The sequence below is a fragment of the Amycolatopsis azurea DSM 43854 genome, from assembly GCF_001995215.1.
In the GTDB taxonomy this organism is placed as follows: Bacteria; Actinomycetota; Actinomycetes; order Mycobacteriales; family Pseudonocardiaceae; genus Amycolatopsis; species Amycolatopsis azurea.
On the sequence record NZ_MUXN01000024.1, the window covers coordinates 126,542 to 143,876 of the forward strand.

The 17,335-nt window shown below is 67.5% G+C and carries 11 protein-coding genes; 9 read left to right on the forward strand and 2 right to left on the reverse strand.

The genetic code is table 11. The features are described from left to right. Positions 1-358 precede the first annotated feature (358 nt). From B0293_RS30800 to B0293_RS43795, 7 genes are all read left to right on the forward strand, one after another. Positions 359-1,627: an aspartate kinase gene (locus tag B0293_RS30800; RefSeq protein WP_280620676.1), complete on the forward strand. Its 1,269-nt coding sequence runs from the start codon at positions 359-361 to the stop codon at positions 1,625-1,627. Continuing rightward, the gene (locus tag B0293_RS30805) at positions 1,624-5,688 is read left to right on the forward strand and encodes a Pls/PosA family non-ribosomal peptide synthetase (protein ID WP_005159949.1); all 4,065 of its coding nucleotides are present in this window, start codon (positions 1,624-1,626) and stop codon (positions 5,686-5,688) included. Before B0293_RS30800 ends, B0293_RS30805 begins: the two co-directional genes overlap by 4 nt. Next, entirely contained in the window at positions 5,685-7,049 is a 1,365-nt protein-coding gene (locus B0293_RS30810; RefSeq protein ID WP_039918749.1) for a diaminobutyrate--2-oxoglutarate transaminase family protein, read from the forward strand. Before B0293_RS30805 ends, B0293_RS30810 begins: the two co-directional genes overlap by 4 nt. 231 nt (positions 7,050-7,280) lie before the next feature. Further along, complete coding sequence (gene map, locus B0293_RS30815) at positions 7,281-8,102, forward strand: type I methionyl aminopeptidase (protein WP_005159952.1); 822 nt, start codon at positions 7,281-7,283, stop codon at positions 8,100-8,102. A gap of 172 nt (positions 8,103-8,274) precedes the next feature. Then, positions 8,275-8,625 (forward strand): beta/gamma crystallin domain-containing protein, encoded by a 351-nt coding sequence (locus B0293_RS30820; RefSeq protein ID WP_005159955.1) that lies wholly within the window; start codon positions 8,275-8,277, stop codon positions 8,623-8,625. 77 nt (positions 8,626-8,702) lie between these two features. Next, complete coding sequence (locus tag B0293_RS30825; protein ID WP_005159958.1) at positions 8,703-13,574, forward strand: DUF6531 domain-containing protein; 4,872 nt, start codon at positions 8,703-8,705, stop codon at positions 13,572-13,574. Between the two features lie 112 nt (positions 13,575-13,686). Next, on the forward strand, positions 13,687-13,836 hold the full coding sequence (locus tag B0293_RS43795; RefSeq protein ID WP_005159959.1) for a hypothetical protein: 150 nt from the start codon (positions 13,687-13,689) through the stop codon (positions 13,834-13,836). Positions 13,837-13,852: 16 nt separating this feature from the next. Here the strand turns inward: B0293_RS43795 and B0293_RS30830 are convergent, their stop codons facing one another. Further along, a complete protein-coding gene (locus tag B0293_RS30830; protein WP_005159960.1) occupies positions 13,853-14,527 on the reverse strand; it encodes a hypothetical protein in 675 nt (224 codons plus the stop codon). A gap of 280 nt (positions 14,528-14,807) precedes the next feature. On the opposite strand from B0293_RS30830, the gene B0293_RS30835 reads away from it, so the two are divergent. After that, positions 14,808-15,173 (forward strand): ArsR/SmtB family transcription factor, encoded by a 366-nt coding sequence (locus B0293_RS30835; protein ID WP_052014498.1) that lies wholly within the window; start codon positions 14,808-14,810, stop codon positions 15,171-15,173. 272 nt (positions 15,174-15,445) lie between these two features. Here B0293_RS30835 and B0293_RS30840 read toward each other — a convergent pair whose 3' ends face one another. After that, positions 15,446-16,495 carry a GlxA family transcriptional regulator gene (locus tag B0293_RS30840; protein ID WP_245191988.1) on the reverse strand — a complete coding sequence of 350 codons (1,050 nt, stop codon included), beginning with the start codon at positions 16,493-16,495 and terminating at the stop codon, positions 15,446-15,448. A 121-nt stretch (positions 16,496-16,616) separates the two neighbouring features. Here B0293_RS30840 and B0293_RS30845 point away from each other — a divergent pair, with 121 nt between their 5' ends. Next, the gene (locus B0293_RS30845; RefSeq protein WP_005159966.1) at positions 16,617-17,207 is read left to right on the forward strand and encodes a cysteine hydrolase family protein; all 591 of its coding nucleotides are present in this window, start codon (positions 16,617-16,619) and stop codon (positions 17,205-17,207) included. The last annotated feature ends 128 nt before the right edge of the window (positions 17,208-17,335 follow it).

Sequence of the window (17,335 nt, forward strand, 5' to 3'; positions counted from 1 at the left end):
CTTCCGATGGGTGGTTAAATTCGTTCCGTCTTGCCGATGTGCTGTTTTCTCGAATTTCGAAGTGAATCCGAATACTTCATTCGTCTGCCCTAATTCCATCGAAGTGGGCTGTTCGTACGTATGCCCTTGCGCATTGTCGTCGACTTATGTCGTGCGAACCCCATGATTGACCTTTCGTACGGATGGAGGTACCCGTTCAAAGTTTCTCGCACTACTTTCCAATGCTGTCATCCCGACTGCGCGACGCGCTTGGCCCGCTCGCAGCAGTACAACCCGTGAATGCCCGTATTCGCGGCGGGCTTATTCGGGGTGGCTGTCCAAATGTAAACCCAGCCATAACGGCGTTCTATTAAGGAAAATGGTGAATTCGACCCAAGATCTTGAAGTCAGCTTGGACCCGCCTTTACGAAAGGTACAAAACGGAAGGCTGGTCGTACGGAAATACGGTGGATCATCGCTGGCGACACCCCGGATGGTGGGTGATGTCGCCACCGAGGTGGCCTCGCTAGTCGAGGCGGGGGCTCGGGTGGTCCTGGTGGTGTCGGCCATGGGGGACACCACCGACCGGCTGATCGCTTTGGCCGGGGAGTTCGCCGAGCCGCCGTCTCCACGTGAACTCGATCAGTTGATGGCGACTGGGGAACAGGTCTCCGCGTCGGTGCTGGCCATGGCGCTGGGCGAGCGCGGTGTCGATGCCGTTTCGTTGTCCGGCGATCAGGCGGGGATCGAGGTGAGCGGCGAACCGGGGGCGGGAACCATCGTCCGGATCGATCCGGAGAAGATCAGCGCGCGGCTGCGTGACTCGCAGGTCGTCGTGGTCGCCGGTTTCCAGGGGCGTGACGCCAACGGTGAGCTGCTGACGCTGGGAAGAGGCGGCTCGGACACCACCGCGGTGGCGCTGGCGGCCGCACTCGGCGGCCCCGAATGCGAGATCTGCACGGACGTCCACGGCGTGCGCACGGCCGACCCTCGGATCGTGCCGGACACCCAACCCGTAGAAGAGATCTCCTACGACGCCATGGTGGAACTCGCCGGAGTCGGCGCCCGGGTGCTGCATCCCAGATCCGTCGAACTCGCCCGCCGTCACGGGGTGGCCGTGCGGGTGACGCATTCCTCCGATCCCGGTCCCTCCACCGTCGTCACGGCGGGAGAACTGTCGCTGGAAGGCACTCCTCGCGTCATCGGCATCGCACACGAACGCGACGTGCGGCTGGTCAGGGTCGAGGTCTCGGCGAACAACCCGGACCAGTACGCCCGCGTGCTCACGACGCTCGCCGGTTGCGGCGTGAAACCGGAGAACCTGAGCTGGCCCGATCCCGGCGAACTGCGCTTCACCGTCCGCGGCTCGGAGCCGCTCGGACAGCCGATCACGGAACTCGCGATGGAACTGGACGCCCGTTCCACGGTTTTCGAGGAACTCGGCTCGGTTTCCGTCGTCGGTACCGCGCTGCTGGATCCACCCGGCTTCCTACCGGAGCTGCTACGGGTCCTCGCCGACCACCGGGTCACGGTGCCGGCGATGACGACGTCGCAGTCTCGCCTCACGGCGGTGATTCCCGTCGACGCGGTCGATACGACCGTCCGTGCCCTGCACGAGTCGTTCGGCCTCGCGGAGGACCGGACATGAGCCCGTACGGTCAGCCGTCGGGTCTGTTCACCACCGACGGCCTGGTCCTGACGTGCGACGGCCACGAACAGCGCGTTCGCTGGCACGTCGGCGATCGGCTCGAGCAGTTGTACGAGCGGCTCTGCGACCGGTTGCGGGCCGACGGCTCGGGCGATCGCCTCGCGGTGGACGCCGGGGGAACGAAGCTCACCTTCGCCGGGTTGGACGAGCGGGCCAATCGCCTCGCCCGGCACCTGCGAGCGCATGGGGTGCTGCCCGGCGATCGGATCGGGCTGCTGTTCGACGAACCTGTTCATCCGTACGTCGCGATGCTGGCCGTGCTGAAGGTCAACGCGGCGTACGTGCCGCTGGACGCGGGCTTTCCCGACGACAGACTGGCGTACATCGTCCGCGACGCCGGCGTCCGGCTGGTGGTGTCGATCTCCGGTCTGCGTGACCGGTTCGAGCCGGGCAGCGTCGACGTGCTCTGTCTCGACGAGGACGCGGACCGGATCGCGGCCCTGCCGGGTGATCGGCTCAGTGCGGCGGAGAAGGGCATTCCGGCGGACGAACTCTGTTACATCGTCTACACGTCCGGCTCGACCGGGCGGCCGAAGGGCGTGACGATCGACCACGCCGCGATCTGCAATTTCGTCCTCGTCGCCGCCGACGTCTACGGAATCCAGGGAACCGACCGGGTCTACCAGGGGATGACGATCGCGTTCGACTTCTCGGTCGAGGAGATCTGGGTCCCGTTGCTGTGCGGCGCGACCCTTGTACCGAAACCCGGTGGCACCAGCCTCGTCGGGCACGAGCTCCTCGAATTCCTGCGGGACAACGAGGTCACGGGGCTGTGCTGCGTCCCGACCCTGCTGGCCAGCCTCGACGAGGACCTGCCGTTGCTGCGGTTCCTCCTGGTGTCCGGTGAGGCGTGTCCGGAGGATCTCGTCCGTCGCTGGTACCACCCGGACCGGCGATTCCTCAACGTCTACGGTCCGACCGAGGCGACGGTCACCGCGACGTGGTCGGTGCTGAGACCGGACCGGCCGGTGACCATCGGGGTGCCCTTGCCGACCTATTCGGTCGTGATCCTCGACCCGGACGAGCCGAGAGCACTGGCGGCTGGGGAACTGGGGGAGATCGGGATCGCCGGGATCGGGCTCGCCGGGGGCTACCTGAACCGGGCGGACCTGACCGAGCGCGCGTTCATCCCGGACTTCCTCGACATCGGGCACAACCCGTCGCACCGGATCTACCGCACCGGCGACCTCGGCCGGATCACCCCGGACGGTGAGATCGAGTACCACGGTCGCGCCGACACACAGGTGAAGATCCGCGGCTACCGTGTCGAGCTCACGGAGATCGAATCGGTCCTGTTGCAGATAGACGGGATCGCCCAGGCGGTGGTCGAGACCCACCATCCGGAGGCGGGTACGACCGAACTGGTCGCCTACTACAGCCTGCGCCGCGACCGGGCGTCCGTCGATCCCAGAGAACTACGTCGCCGTCTGGGGGAGTTGCTGCCGGGCTACATGGTGCCCGCCTACCTCGAACAGCTCGATCACATCCCCCTGACCCCGGCGGGCAAGGCGGACCGCAAGAACCTCCCGGCGCCGACCAATCCGCGAAGAACGGCGAGTGACGTCGACTACGTGGCGCCGGCCACCGAGACCGAACGGCATCTGGCGGAGACTTTCGGACGTGTCCTCGGCATCGAGCGGATCTCGGCGACGGGGCACTTCTTCGACGACTACGGCGCGGACTCGCTGCTGCTGGCCAAGTTCTGTGCTCAGGTACGGGAACGCGGCGAAGTCGCCTCGTTGTCGGCGAAAGACGTGTATCTCAATCCGACCGTCCGCGGTCTGGCCGAACTGGCTCCAGCCTCACCCAGGGGCGCGGTCGCCCTCGCCGAGGAACCGCGCCGGGCGTCCACCGGCGCCTACGTCCTCTGTGGACTGTTCCAGCTCGTCGTCTTCCTCGCCTACGCCGCGGGTTCGGGCTGGATCCTGGACAAGGGTTTCGCGTGGATCACCGCCACGACCGGACTCGTCGACATCTACCTGCGCGCGGTCGGCTTCGGACTCGTCGCGTTCGCCGTTCTGTCGGTGGTACCGATCGTGGCGAAGTGGACGATCGTCGGACGGTGGAAACCCGGGGAGATCCCACTGTGGAGCCTCGGCTATCTGCGCTTCTGGACGGTCAAGACACTGGTCAGGTTCAGCCCGCTGATGCTGTTCACCGGAACCCCGCTGTACACCTGGTACCTGCGGGCGCTCGGCGCGGACATCGGCAAGGGCGCCTTGATCCTGTCCAGGAATCCACCGGTCTGCACGGATCTGCTCCGCGTCGGAGCCGGAGCCGTCGTCCGGAAGGACGTCTTCTTCTCCTGCTATCGCGCCAGGGCAGGCTGGATCCAGACCGGCAGGGTCACCTTGGGCGACCACGCGTTCGTCGGTGAGATGACCGTGCTCGACATCGACACCGCGATCGGCGACGACGCGCAACTCGGTCACTCGTCGTCGTTGAACACCGGGCAGACCGTGCCCGACGGTGAGTCCTGGCACGGCTCGCCCGCTCGGCTGTCCACAGTGGATTACCGGGCGTTGGGAACGGTGGCGCGCAGCCGGTTCCGGCCGTTCGCCTTCTGCGTGTCCAGCCTGCTGCTCATGCTGCTGGTGACGCTTCCGGCGACACTGGGTGGTACGGAACTGGTCGTCGACCGCCTGTTCACGGCGACGTCGGACTTCACCAGCTGGACCTTCTACCGTGACCAGATCGCCGGTTCGGCACTGTTGTACTTCGGTGGCACGCTCGCCGGGCTGGCGTTCGTCGTGACGTTCCCGCGACTGCTCAACCTGTTCATCCGGCCGGGCAAGATCTATCCGCTGTACGGCGCGCATTTCGGGATCCAACGGCTGATCGCGAGACTGACGAACCTGCGCGCGTACACCTACCTGTTCGGCGACAGCAGCTACATCGTGTACTTCCTGCGCGCACTGGGGTACGACCTGTCGAAGATCCGCCAGACCGGTTCCAACTTCGGGGTCGAGGTCAAGCACGAGACACCGTTCCTCAGCACCGTCGGCACCGGGACGATGGTCTCGGACGGCCTGTCGATGCTCAACGCGGACTTCTCCGCGTCGTCGTTCAGGCTGCGCCGGACCGCGATCGCGCCCGAGGCTTTCCTGGGCAACGAGATCGCCTACCCACCGGAGGCGCGAGTCGGGCGCAACGTCCTCTTGGCCACCAAGGTCCTGGTCCCGCTGGACGGGCCGGTCCGGGAGAACGTCGGCCTTCTGGGGTCACCGGCGTTCGAAATCCCGAGGAACGTCCGGCGCGACAGCGGGTTCGAGCACCTCAGCACGGGCGAGGGCCTGCGCCGGAGCCTGCGGGCGAAGAACCGGCACAACATCGGCACCATCGGCGTCTACCTGCTGGTGCACTGGCTCCACCTGTTCGGTGTCACCCTCATCGGGGCGGCGGCCAGTATCGCGCACGACCGGTTCGGTGCCCTCGCCGTCGGTGGCGGCATCGTGGCCTCGCTGCTGTTCACGGTTTCGTTCTTCATCCTGGCCGAACTCGCCGTGCAGGGCTTCCGGGCGCTGCGACCGCGGTTCTGCTCGATCTACGATCCGGTGTTCTGGCGGCACGAGCGATACTGGAAGCTCAGCCCGGCCCGTTTCCTCGCGTTGTTCAACGGGACACCGTTCAAGTCGTTCCTTTACCGCCGCCTCGGCGTCCGGATGGGACGCCGCGTCTTCGACGACGGATGTGCGATCCCGGAACGGTCCTTGGTGAGCATCGGCGACGACTGCACGCTCAACCTGCACACCGTCCTGCAAGCCCATTCGCTCGAGGACGGCACGTTCAAATCCGACCACATCGACATCGGCCCGGCCTGCACGATCGGCACCGGTGGCTTCGTCCACTATGGAGTGACGATGGCGGAGGGGGCGATCGTCGAGGCCGACGCGTTCCTGATGAAAGGCACGGCGGCCCCGGCGCGAACCCGCTGGCAGGCCAATCCGGCGGTCGAGCTCGACACGACGGACGTCATCACCGCGGCTAGGAGGCTGCCATGACCCACACCCACACCGCGAGACCGGCGCCCCGGGTCCACGGCGACCTGCCCGGTCCGCGCTCGGCCGAGTTCCTCGAACACCAGCGACAGTGGGAGTCCAGCGCACGGGCCTACCCGCGCAACCTGCCGATCGCGATCGCGGGCGGGGAGGGCAGCTACATCCGGGACATGGACGGGAACGTCTTCATCGACTTCCTCGCCGGCGCGGGTGTGCTGTCGCTCGGGCACAACCATCCCGAGCTGGTGCAGGCGGCCACCGACCAGCTGCACGTGCTCACCCACGGCCTGGACTTCCCGACGCCTGCCAAACGCGAGTTCGTCGACGCCCAGCTGTCCATGCTGCCACCGGACATGCGCTCGCGGATGAAGATGCACTTCTGCGGTCCGGGCGGGGCCAACGCCGTGGACGCCGCGATCAAGCTCTGCAAGACCGCGACCGGACGCGGCGACCTGGTCACCTTCCAGGGCGGGTTCCACGGGTCGAGCCACGCGGCGATGGCGTTGACCGGGCTCGTCGCCCAGAAACAGCCGATCGCCAACGGGGTGCCCGGGGTGCACTTCTTCCCGTACTCCTATTGCTCCCGCTGTCCGTTGGGGCTCTCACGGGACACCTGTGAGACCAACTGCGTGGGCTTGCTGGAGCGGTCGTTGCGCGATCCCAACGGCGGCATTCCCCTTCCCGCGGCCGTGATCCTGGAGATGGTGCAGGGCGAGGGCGGGCTCATCCCGGCGGACCGCGATTTCGTGCGGCGGGTCCGCGCGTTGACCGCGGAGCTGGACATCCCGCTCATCGTCGACGAGGTGCAGACCGGCTGTGGCCGCACCGGGACCTGGTTCGCGTTCGAGCAGTACGACATCGAGCCGGACGTGATCATCGCCTCGAAGGCGTTGAGCGGGATGGGGTTGCCGGTGGCGGTGATCTTCTACGACGAACGGCTGGACGGCTGGGCGCCCGGTGCCCACTCGGGCACGTTCCGGGGCAACCAGGCCGCGTTCGCGGCGGGGACCGCGGCCGTCCACATCGTCCGGCGCGACGACGTGCTCGGCAACGTCCGGGACCGCGGGCGGCAACTCGAAAGACGGCTCGGGGTGCTGCGAGGTCATCCCTGGGTCCGTGAGGTCCGCGGTCTCGGGCTGATGTGGGGGATCGAGCTGGCCGATCCCCGCGACGGCCGCCCGGCGAGCGGGTACGCCCGCGCCGTCCAGGCGTACGCGCTGAGGCAAGGGCTGATCATCGAACTCGGCGGTCGCGACGACGGCGTGATCCGCCTGATGCCCCCGCTCACCGTGACCGAGGAGGAGATGGAGCTGGCCTGCACGATCGTGCTCGACGCCGTCGAGCACTGCGTCTCGGACCGGTAGGGGTACCGGGAGCGGAGACGGCCAGGTAGAGGGACCGAGCGCGGAGGCGCTTGGGGCAAGTGGGTCGTGAGTGTTTTGGGTCGTTCTAACGACACTTAACACTCACGACCACCCCGACCAAGCTGGGTCCGGCGCCTTCACGCGAGGCCGCTGGTTACACAGGTTGGTATTATTATACCGTGCCGTGCTACGGTGCCGGTATAATAATACCAACCTGGACGCGAGGTTTTCGTGATCGAACTGAAGACGCCCGCCGAGATCGAGCGCATGCACGTGACCGGGCGTTTCGTGGCCGAGGTGCTCACCGAGGTCGGCAAGCTCGCCGACGTGGGCGTCAACCTCATGGACCTGGAACACCACGTGCGCGGCATGATCGAACGACGCGGTGCGGAGTCGTGTTACTGGGACTACGCGCCGTCCTTCGGCAAGGGGCCGTTCCGCAACGTCATCTGCCTGGCGGTCAACGACGCCGTCCTGCACGGCCTGCCTCACGACTACACGCTCCGCGACGGTGACGTGCTCAAGGCGGACATCGCGGTGAAGATCGACGGCTGGGCGGCCGACTCGGCGCGCACCGTCATCGTCGGGACGGCCGCGGAAGAAGACCTGCGGATCGTCCGCGCCACCGAGGAGGCGCTGGAGGCGGCGATCGACGCGGCCCGCCCCGGCAACCGGCTGGGCGACATCTCGGCCGCCATCGGGGCGGTCGCCCGTGAGTACGGCTACCCGGTCAACACCGAATTCGGCGGCCACGGCATCGGCCGCACCATGCACGAGGAACTCCACGTTCCCAACAAGGGCAAAGCGGGCCGCGGCCTGAAGCTCGAGCCGGGACTCACTCTCGCGCTCGAACCCTGGTTCGCCCGAACGACGGATCGGATCGTCTTCGATCCCGACGGCTGGACCATCCGCTCGGCAGACGGCTCACGCACGGCCCACACCGAGCACACGGTGGCCGTCACCGAGGACGCCCCCTTGGTGCTCACCCGTCGCGAGCAGGAGAATCCCTCGGCGCAGGCCGGGCCCGGCCTGCTGTCCACAAAGGATTCCTGAGTCCACCGTCCGAGTGACCCTCGGCACTTTCCTGCCTTTTCGGTCAGTGTCGGGGCGCACAACAGGCACTGTCGCGGACTTTTCGGTCTCCGTCGTCGCGGCGTGGATACGCTCCCTCGTGCCCGGTGAGTGAACGGGCGATCATCCTTGCGAGGAAGGAAATCCAGCCACCATGCGAAAGAGTCTCAAGAGGCTTTCGGTCGTCGGCGCGGCCGCCCTCGGTCTGCTCGTCGCGGTTCCGGCGAGCCCCGCCTTCGCCATCGGTGAGGTCGCCTGCGGCAACAGGGACGACTTCGTGAAGCTGGACATCTCGTTCGGCAATGGGATGGGCACCAACAAGTGCTTCGCGAACGCCGGCGTCACCGGCACGAACATCGGCGGTGTCTACAACGTCTTCTCGGGCAACAACAAGGTGACCGTCAACTACGAACGCAACGGCCGGTACGAGACGTCGACCCTCGGCTACTGGCAGGGTGTGGGCTTCTCCGGCACCGTCCGGGTGTACGAGGTGCGCATCTGGTGACAGCCCGCTGAGCTGTGTCATCCGATGGCCGGGCGGTGTGACGCCGTCCGGCCATCGCTCCATGCTTGAATCAAGTCATGAGCAACCCCCTCGTCGCACCGGTGAAGGACTCGACGACCGCGGTGTCGGGCGTCCCGTTGCTGGAGGGCGCGCTCGACCTGAAGTCGGCGATCGAGAGCGGCGACTGGGCATCCGTCGCGATGGGCGCCGTGGGGACCGCCCTGGACGCGCTGACCGCGGTCATGGACCCGTTCGGCGCGGTCTTCGCGGCCGGTGTCGGCTGGTTGATCGAGCACGTCGGCCCGTTGAAAGAGGCCCTCAACGCTCTCACCGGCAACGCGGACGAGATCGCGGCGCAGGCGGAGACCTGGAACAACATCGCCAAGGAGCTCGGGGAAGTCTCGGTCGAGCTGGTCAATCTGGTCGACAAGGACCTCGCCAGCTGGACAGGCGAAGCGGCAGACACGTACCGGACGCGGGCGAAGGACACGGCGACGCTGATCGAGAGCGCGCAGAAGGGCAGCGAGGGCGCCGGAAGCGGCGTGAAGACGGCGGGGGAGGTCGTCGGCGCCGTCCGGATGCTGGTCCGGGACATCATCGCCGAACTCATCGGGCACCTGATCTCGTGGGCGTTGCAGGTGGTGTTCACCCTCGGGATCGGGCTGGCCTGGGTGGTGCCGCAGGTCGTCGCCGCCGTGGCCAAGACCGCGTCGAAGATCACCCAGCTCACCACAAGGCTGGTGAAGGCGCTCAAGGCGCTGGCCCCGCTGCTGAAGAAGGCGGGCGATCTGTTCGACGACGCCGCGAAGGCGTTGAAGAACCTGAAGGGCGGGACGGTCAAGCCGTCCGGCAAGCCCAAGGACATCAAGACCAAATCGCCCGATTCGAAGCCCAAACCTAACCCGAAGGACGAAAACACCAGTCCGTCGGGGGACCACACCAACCCTTCGGGTGATCACGGCCCGTCCGGTGACAAGGGCAACACCGGTGGGGACAAGGGCGGTTCCGGCGGCGGGGACAAATCCGGCAACACCAATCCCAACGGCGATCACGTCACTCCTTCGGGGTCCGGCGGTGGTTCCGGCGGGGGAACCAAGAGCCCGCCTCCCGGTCGCGGCGAGAACCCGCCGAACAAGTCCGCCGCGCCCGACGACCTGAACCTCTGCGGCGACCCGATCGACATCGCCACCGGCGAGGTCGTGATGGTGCAGGACGACCTGTCGCTGGCAGGCCCTTTGCCCATCCGGATCCGCCGCACGCACATGTCGAGCTACCGGGAGGGCACCGGCTTCGGCCCGTCCTGGGCGTCGACCGCCGATCTGCGGCTGGAGTTCACGGCCGAGCACGTCCATTTCTTCTCCGACGACGGCACGGTCCTGATGTTCCCGCGGCCGCAGCCGGGGCTGCCGATGGAGTCGCTCGCCGGGCCCTCGCGCGCGCTGATGGTGGACGAGGACGGCGTCTACCGCCTGCTGACCTGGGATTCCGGGATCACGCTGTGCTTCGCTCAGGTGCCCCATGCCCCGGCGGGAGTGCTGCCGCTGACGGCGTTCGAGCTCGGCGAGGACGGCCCGCGGATCGAGGTGGACCACGACGGCGACGGCGCGGGCGTGCGCTGGCGGCATTCCGACGGACGAGTGCTGGAGATCGACCGCGCCCGCGGCCGGATCCACGCGCTGCGGATGACCGATCCGTCGCAGGGCCAGAACGTGGTCGTCATGCGCTACGGCTACGACGACGCCGGAAACCTCGTCGAGGTGATCAACTCCTCCGGCCGGGCCCTGCGGTTCGACTACGACCAGCACGGTCGCCTGGCGGAATGGCAGGACCGCAACGGGATCTGGTACCGCTACATCTACGACGCGGCCGGGCGCTGTGTGCGCACCGTCGGCGACCGCGGTTTCCTGGACTGCACCTTCGAATACGAGCCCAGGCGGACCCGCTACACCAATTCCCTTGGCCACGTCACGGTTTTCGAGCTCGACGCCGCGCATCACGTGGTGCGCGAGACGGATCCGCTCGGCGCGTCCACGGTCTTCACCTGGGACGACCGGGGCAAGATGCTGTCGAAGACCGACCCGCTCGGCCGCGTCACACGGTTCGACTACAACGCCGAGGGCGAGATCTCGAAGGTCACCCGGCCCGACGGCAGTCTGGTGCTGGTGAACCGGTCCGAGAACGGCGCGGTCGACGGACTCATCGCCGACGAAGGCGACCACACCCGTTACCGGGCGTACCCGGACGGTCTGGGGCCGGATCCGCGGGAAGATCCGGTCGGCGTCTCCCGCTCGATCACCATCGACACCGGCCCGGACTCCGACGACGCAGGTACCGAGGACCACGACCTGTTCGGCAGGCCGCGTTCGGTGCCGCACGGCAGGGGACGGGCCCGGATCGGCTGGACCGTGGAAGGGCTTCGGGCCTGGCGGGTCGGCTCGCTGAGCGAGCGCCAGAGCTGGCGCTACGACAGCGAAGGCAACGAGATCGAGCACGTCGATCCGACGGGCCGCACGACCCGGCGCGAGTACGGCCCGTTCGACATGCTGACCGCGGAGGTCGATTCGGCGGGCGGACGCACCCACTACGCCTACGACACCGAACTGCGACCGGCCACGGTGACCAACCCCGCCGGGCTGACCTGGACCTATGAATACGATCCGGTGGGCCGCCTCGTCCGGCAGACCGACTTCGACGGCCGGGCGACCACGTACGCCTACGACGTCGCGGGCCAGCTCGTCCGTTCGGTCGACCCTGCCGGGCGAGCCACGGAGTACGACTACGACCTGATCGGCAACCTGGTCCGGATCCGTACCGGAGACTCGGAAACGACGTACGCCTACGACGTGGTCGGTGAACTGGTCCGCGCCGACGACGGTGAGTCCGTCGTGGAGTTCGAACGGGACGAGAACGGCCGGACGGTGCGCACCGTCACCGACGGGCTGGAAGTCGTCTTCGAGTACGACTCGGAGCAGGGCGCCATCAGCCGGCGTACCCCGTCGGGCGCGACCAGCGTGTGGTCCTTCGACAAGGAGGAACGGCCGAGCGCGCTGTCGACCGCCGATCACCTCGTCGAATACGCCTACGACACCGAAGGCCGTCCGATCGACCGGCGCGTCGACGGAGGTGCCCGGCTGGGCCAGCAGTTCGACGCCGACGACCGGATCGTCGGCCAGACCCTGACCGACGCGACCGGCACCGTGCTGCGGCACCGGGAGTTCGCCCGGTCGGCGGACGGCGACCTGACCGCGATCCGTGACGCCATGGGAGGCGAGTCCTTCGGACGCGACGCGGCCGGCCGGATCACCACCCACCTGGTCGACAGCGTCCGCGAGGACATCGCCTACGACCAGGCCGGGAAGGTCGTGCAGTGGGCCACGAACGTCGCCCATCCCGAAGCCGGGCCGCGCACCTATGACCGCAACACGATCACCGGCGCCGGGGCGGCCCGCTACGAACACGACGTGACCGGTCGCCGCACCGCCCGGCACGAAGGCGACCGGATCTGGCGGTACGACTGGGATTCCCGCAACCGGCTGACCGGTCTCACCACTCCGGACGGTCGCCGCTGGCGGTACCGCTACGACCCGCTCGGGCGTCGCACGGCGAAGGAACTCATCGGCCGGGACGGCCAGGTCCTCGAACAGGTGCGCTTCGTCTGGGACGGCAACGCACTGATCGAGCAGGCGCACACCGGACCGGCGGGCGTCACCGTCACCACCTGGGAGCGGCGGCCGGACACCGAGGAACCGGTCACCCAGACCGACCAAGGTGCCGGAACCTTGCGGTTCCAGGCTTTCGTGACCGACTCCATCGGCACTCCGACCGATCTGCTCGACCCGGCGGGCGTGCCGAACTGGACCGGCCGCTGGACCCTGTGGGGCCTGCCGTTGCCCGGGTCCCCGTTCCCCGGCACACCGCTGCGGTTCCCCGGCCAGTACCTCGACGCGGAAAGCGGGCTGCACTACAACCTGCACCGTTACTTCGACCCGGCCACCGCGCGGTACCTCAGCCAGGATCCGCTCGGTCTCCCCGCCGGACCCGATCCGGCGGGCTATCCGCTCGACCCGACCTCGGGCTCGGATCCGCTCGGCCTGGTCTGGTGCCCCAAGAAACGCAAGTTCGTCGACGGCCCCGGCACGTCCGGGACCGGGCACAACGCGGGCAACACCGGCGGCAGCGCGAAACGTCCGCGGACCGAGAACGACAACGCCAACCGCGGTGGCCGCACCAAGAACCAGGCGGGGACCACCGAAGAGGTCAAGGCCACCTACGACAAGAACTCCACGCGCGGGAAGGACTTCATCAACCAGCCGGACCCCAAGCAGGTCACGGATGTCGACGACTTGAACAAGAACTCCGTCATCCACAACAAGGTGGACACGGACGGGTCGGTGTACGGGGAGAACAAGCTGAGCGACGAGCTCGTGGAGACCCTGGAGAACACCAAGAGGAACAAGCCCGACGCGGACGGGAACGAGTACCTGCGGGCCGACGAGAAGTGGATCCGCGGGCACCTCGAGAACGGCGACATGGGCGGGCCGGGCACCTCCGACAACATGATCCCGCTGACCCACACCGCGAACATGAACTACAAGAAGCTCGAATCGAGCCTGCACACCTACGTCGACCTGAAGACCGCCCTCGGGAACCGGGACGCCTCCGACATCGGCATCGACTTCAAGGTCAAGCCCAGCGACGAGGTGAAGTTCCCCCACTCGAACAACGACTTCGAACGCGGCATCCGCGACCATGTCGAGATCAACACCCAGTACACCGGGATCACCCCGGACATCGCCAAACGGCTGATGGACAGCAAGATGGACGTCCCGTTGCCGGACCTGCCTCCGCTGGGCACCAAGTTCGACACCATCAGCGGCAAGTTCACCAAGCCCGACGGCACCGAGTGGGTCAAGAACCCGAAGGGCCACGACCTCAGCCAGTACCTGTGAGCACCGCGACGGCGGGAAATCCGGTCGAAAACACCGAATACGCCCCGTCACCGTCGCGCGGCCGTTAGAGTGAACGGTCGCAGTAACCGTCACTCTTGAGGAGCAGCAGTTCATGATCGCCGACAGTGCGAATCAGCAGAGCGTGACCTTCCCGCAGGAAGCGACGCCGATCTTCGATCTGGTCGCGAAGATGGTGTTGCGGAAGCGGACCGAGGACGAGAACGACCTCGACCGCGAAGCCGGACTCGCGACCTCGGCGTAGCTTCGGTTCGCCGAGATCACTCGGCAGCTGTGCCCGCGGCGTCGGCGCGGAGTTCCGCGGCGGTGCGGCGGGCGTGGGCCAAGCCGTCGAGGATCCACTGGGGCGGCTGCCTGTCGTTGGTCGCGATCCGCTCGTAGGCGGCGACCAGCCTTTCCGCGATCTTCAGCCGCGTGTCCGCAGCCGCCGGTTCGGTCCCGGTTTCGTCCTGCCCGGCGGGGATCGTGACGAGGGCCAGGCGCGTGGCCTGCGGGGGAGCCGCTCCCGCGCCGGACTCCACAGGAGCTTCGGGTTGCCGTTCCGGGACCGGCAAGCGGCGCAGGCGGAAGGACGTCTGGGCCGAATGTCCCGGCACACCGTCGAGGCGGGCGTTCTGCGAGGGGACGGGATCCGCCCGGAATCGCACGACCGCCGGCCAGTACCGGGTGCGCGCCGATTGCGGTGTCGCGCCGTCGAGCGAGCGCGCGATCTCCTGCCAGGTCTTTCCGTCGAGCCTCGCGGCGACCACGGCCGCGTCGAGGATCTGCTGCGCCATCCCGATCAGGCCTGAGTGGTCCGGTGCGGCACGCGTGTCCTGATCGGCTGCCGTGTCCGCCCGGGCGGCGTTCACGGCGAGATCGGCCAGTTCCGCGGCGCGCGCGGCGAGCACCAGATGGGCCCGGGTGGTGGCGGGGACCGGGCGGCGTGTCGTCACCGTGCGCTCCTCGTGGCGGACCGGGAGGTCGACGAGGGGCTCGCGGGCTCCCGCATGCCGTGGCTCACAGGTGTACTCACCTTCTCTGAGTGTGCAGACTTGCATAATTATGCAATTTACCGGTGTGTGCTGGGGTTGAAGAAAACGCAGGCTATGACCTGATCGGGTGCGGTCGCGGTCGTTCCGCGCGGGGTGCTGTTTCGTGAGCGGCGAGGTCGGGCACGATTGTCGTCATGCGGACGGCCGGACCGATCCCTCCCTGTGCGGCGGACGGATATCGATGAGCAGACCCCTGTATCAAGTGAAGGCGGAATTCTTCAAGACGCTGGGGCATCCCGTCCGGATCCGTGTGCTCGAGCTCCTCAGCGAGCGGGACCACCACGTCTCGGAACTGCTCGCCGACCTGGGCATCGAGCCCGCCAACCTGTCCCAGCAGCTCGCGGTGCTGCGCCGGGCCAAGCTGGTGGTGCCCCGCAAGGACGGTACGACCGTGTCCTATTCCTTGACCAGTCCGTCGGTCGCGGAACTGCTCGCGGTCGCGCGGGGAATTCTCACCAGTGTCATCACCGGCCAGATGGAATTGCTCGACGATCTGCAGAATTCCGCCGGTGTTCCCGATGAAGCGAATTCGCCGGAAACGTCATGAACGACCATGCGGGCTATCGGGACGTGCGATCGTCTTCGATTTCCTGACCGGTATCGGCATGCTTCCCGGTCAATTCGGAATTGCCGTCGCCGCCCCGAGAGGCTGCCCTCCTCGTTTCCTCGACCAGCGAGTCGAAGATGGGGGTTCCGCACAGCTCCACATGGTCCTCCATCGTGACGGTACGTCGTGCCCGGTCATCTTGCCCCGGAGCGGGTCGCTCGATCCAGTCCCGCCGGGCAATGCACTCGATAGAGCTCACCCTCGGGGGTGAGTTATTCACTCACGTGAAAATCAAGTGCAGGACACGTCGTCGTTCTCGTTTTCGCGGATGAAGCGGAAAAGGATTTCCTGGGTGTGCCGGTCAATTCAGCCGGCCCGGCGAACTCGACCCGGTAGCGGGTCGGAGTGGTGCCCAACGCGGCGGTGAAGTGCTCGCGCAGCCGGGCCGGAGTGCCGAAACCCGACTGGGCGGCGACGGCGTCGACACCGAGCGCGGTCGTTTCGAGCAGGTGTCGAGCCAGTGAAAGGCGCTGTGCGACAAGCCAGTGGTGAACGGTGGTCCCGGTCCTGGCGCGGAAGGCGCGAGTGAAGGTGCTCCGGCTCATATGTGCTCGCGCGGCGAGCCCGTCGATGCTGTGCGGTGTCTCCAGCCGGGACTGCGCCCAGTTCATCACCTGGGTGAGGGGATCCTCGTCCGGGGCGGGGACCGGCAGTTCGATGAACTGGGCTTGGCCGCCGGGGCGGTGCGGCGCCGCGACGATCCGGCGGGCGACGCGGTTGGCGACGACCTGGCCGGCCGTGCGGGCGAGCAGGTGAAGGCAGGTGTCGATACCGGCGGTCGCGCCCGCACCGGTCACGACGTCGCCTTCGTCCACGTACAGCTCTTCGGGACACAGTTCGACGGAGGGAAAGCGCCTCCGGAACGTTTCGACCCATTTCCAGTGGGTGGTCGCGGCGCGCCCGTCGAGGATGCCGGCGTCGGCGAGGGCGAAGACTCCCAAGCAGAGCCCGACGACGAGCGCTCCCCGTTCATGCGCGGTGCGCAGGGCGGCGGACACGGGGGAGGGCGTCGGAGTCTCCGGGTCGGACCACCATGGCACGACCACGATGTCGGCCTCCGCGAGCGCGCCGAGGCCTGCGGGGACGTCGATGGCGTAGCCGGCGCTCGTGGTGAGACTGCCCGGTTCCAAGGCGGCGACCGTGATCGGCCACGGTTCCATGTCTCCCGCCGGTGATTCCGGCCCCCACACCAGCGACGGCACGGCGAGATGGAACGGGCTGATCCCCTCGAACGCCAGGACGGCCACGTGTGGAGCGCTCATCGGGTCTCTCTTCTCGCGGATGTCGGCCGATCTCGACCATGGCTGACCCGAATCCGTATCTCGATATCGGATCGGGTCAGGGATCATGGTAGCCGTACCCACCGAAAGCGAAGGAAACACGATGACCAGCACCACTCTCCGCGAAATCAGCACCTTGCCGACGACACCGGCGGCGCTCTCGGACGCGACGGTGATCCTCGTCGACTACCAGAACACCTACACCCGCGGCGTGATGGAACTCGACGGCTGGGAAGCGGCGCTCGACGAGGCCGCCACCTTGCTGGCACGCGCGCGGGCCGAGGGCGCGACGGTCATCCACGTCAAGCACGACGGCGGCGAGGGCAGTCCGTACGACCTCGAGGAGGAGATCGGCCAGATCCACGAACGCGTCGCCCCGGCCCCGGGCGAGCAGGTCGTGGTGAAGACCGCGCCGAACTCGTTCGTCGGCACCGAGTTGGGGGACCTGGTCGACGCCGCCGGACACCAGAACGTCGTCGTGGCCGGATTCATGACCCACATGTGCGTCACCTTCACCGCGGAAGGCGCGTTCCTGCGCGGAAACGCCCCGACCGTGGTGGCCGCCGCCTGTGCGACGCGCGCGCTCCCGTCCGTCGCCGGACCGGTGACCGCCGCGGACCAGCATCGCGCCGCCCTCGCCACGATCGGGGATCTCTACGCCGTCGTCGTCGCATCCACGGCCGACCTCGGCTAGGGCCGTCGTGGCCGGTCCGAAGGCGTAACTCGCGTGATTGGAGGCGGAACTCATGTGATTGGACGGCGAACACGCGTGATCAGACGGCGAACTCGTTGTTCTGTCGGTGGCCCCCGCTACCGTGCCCG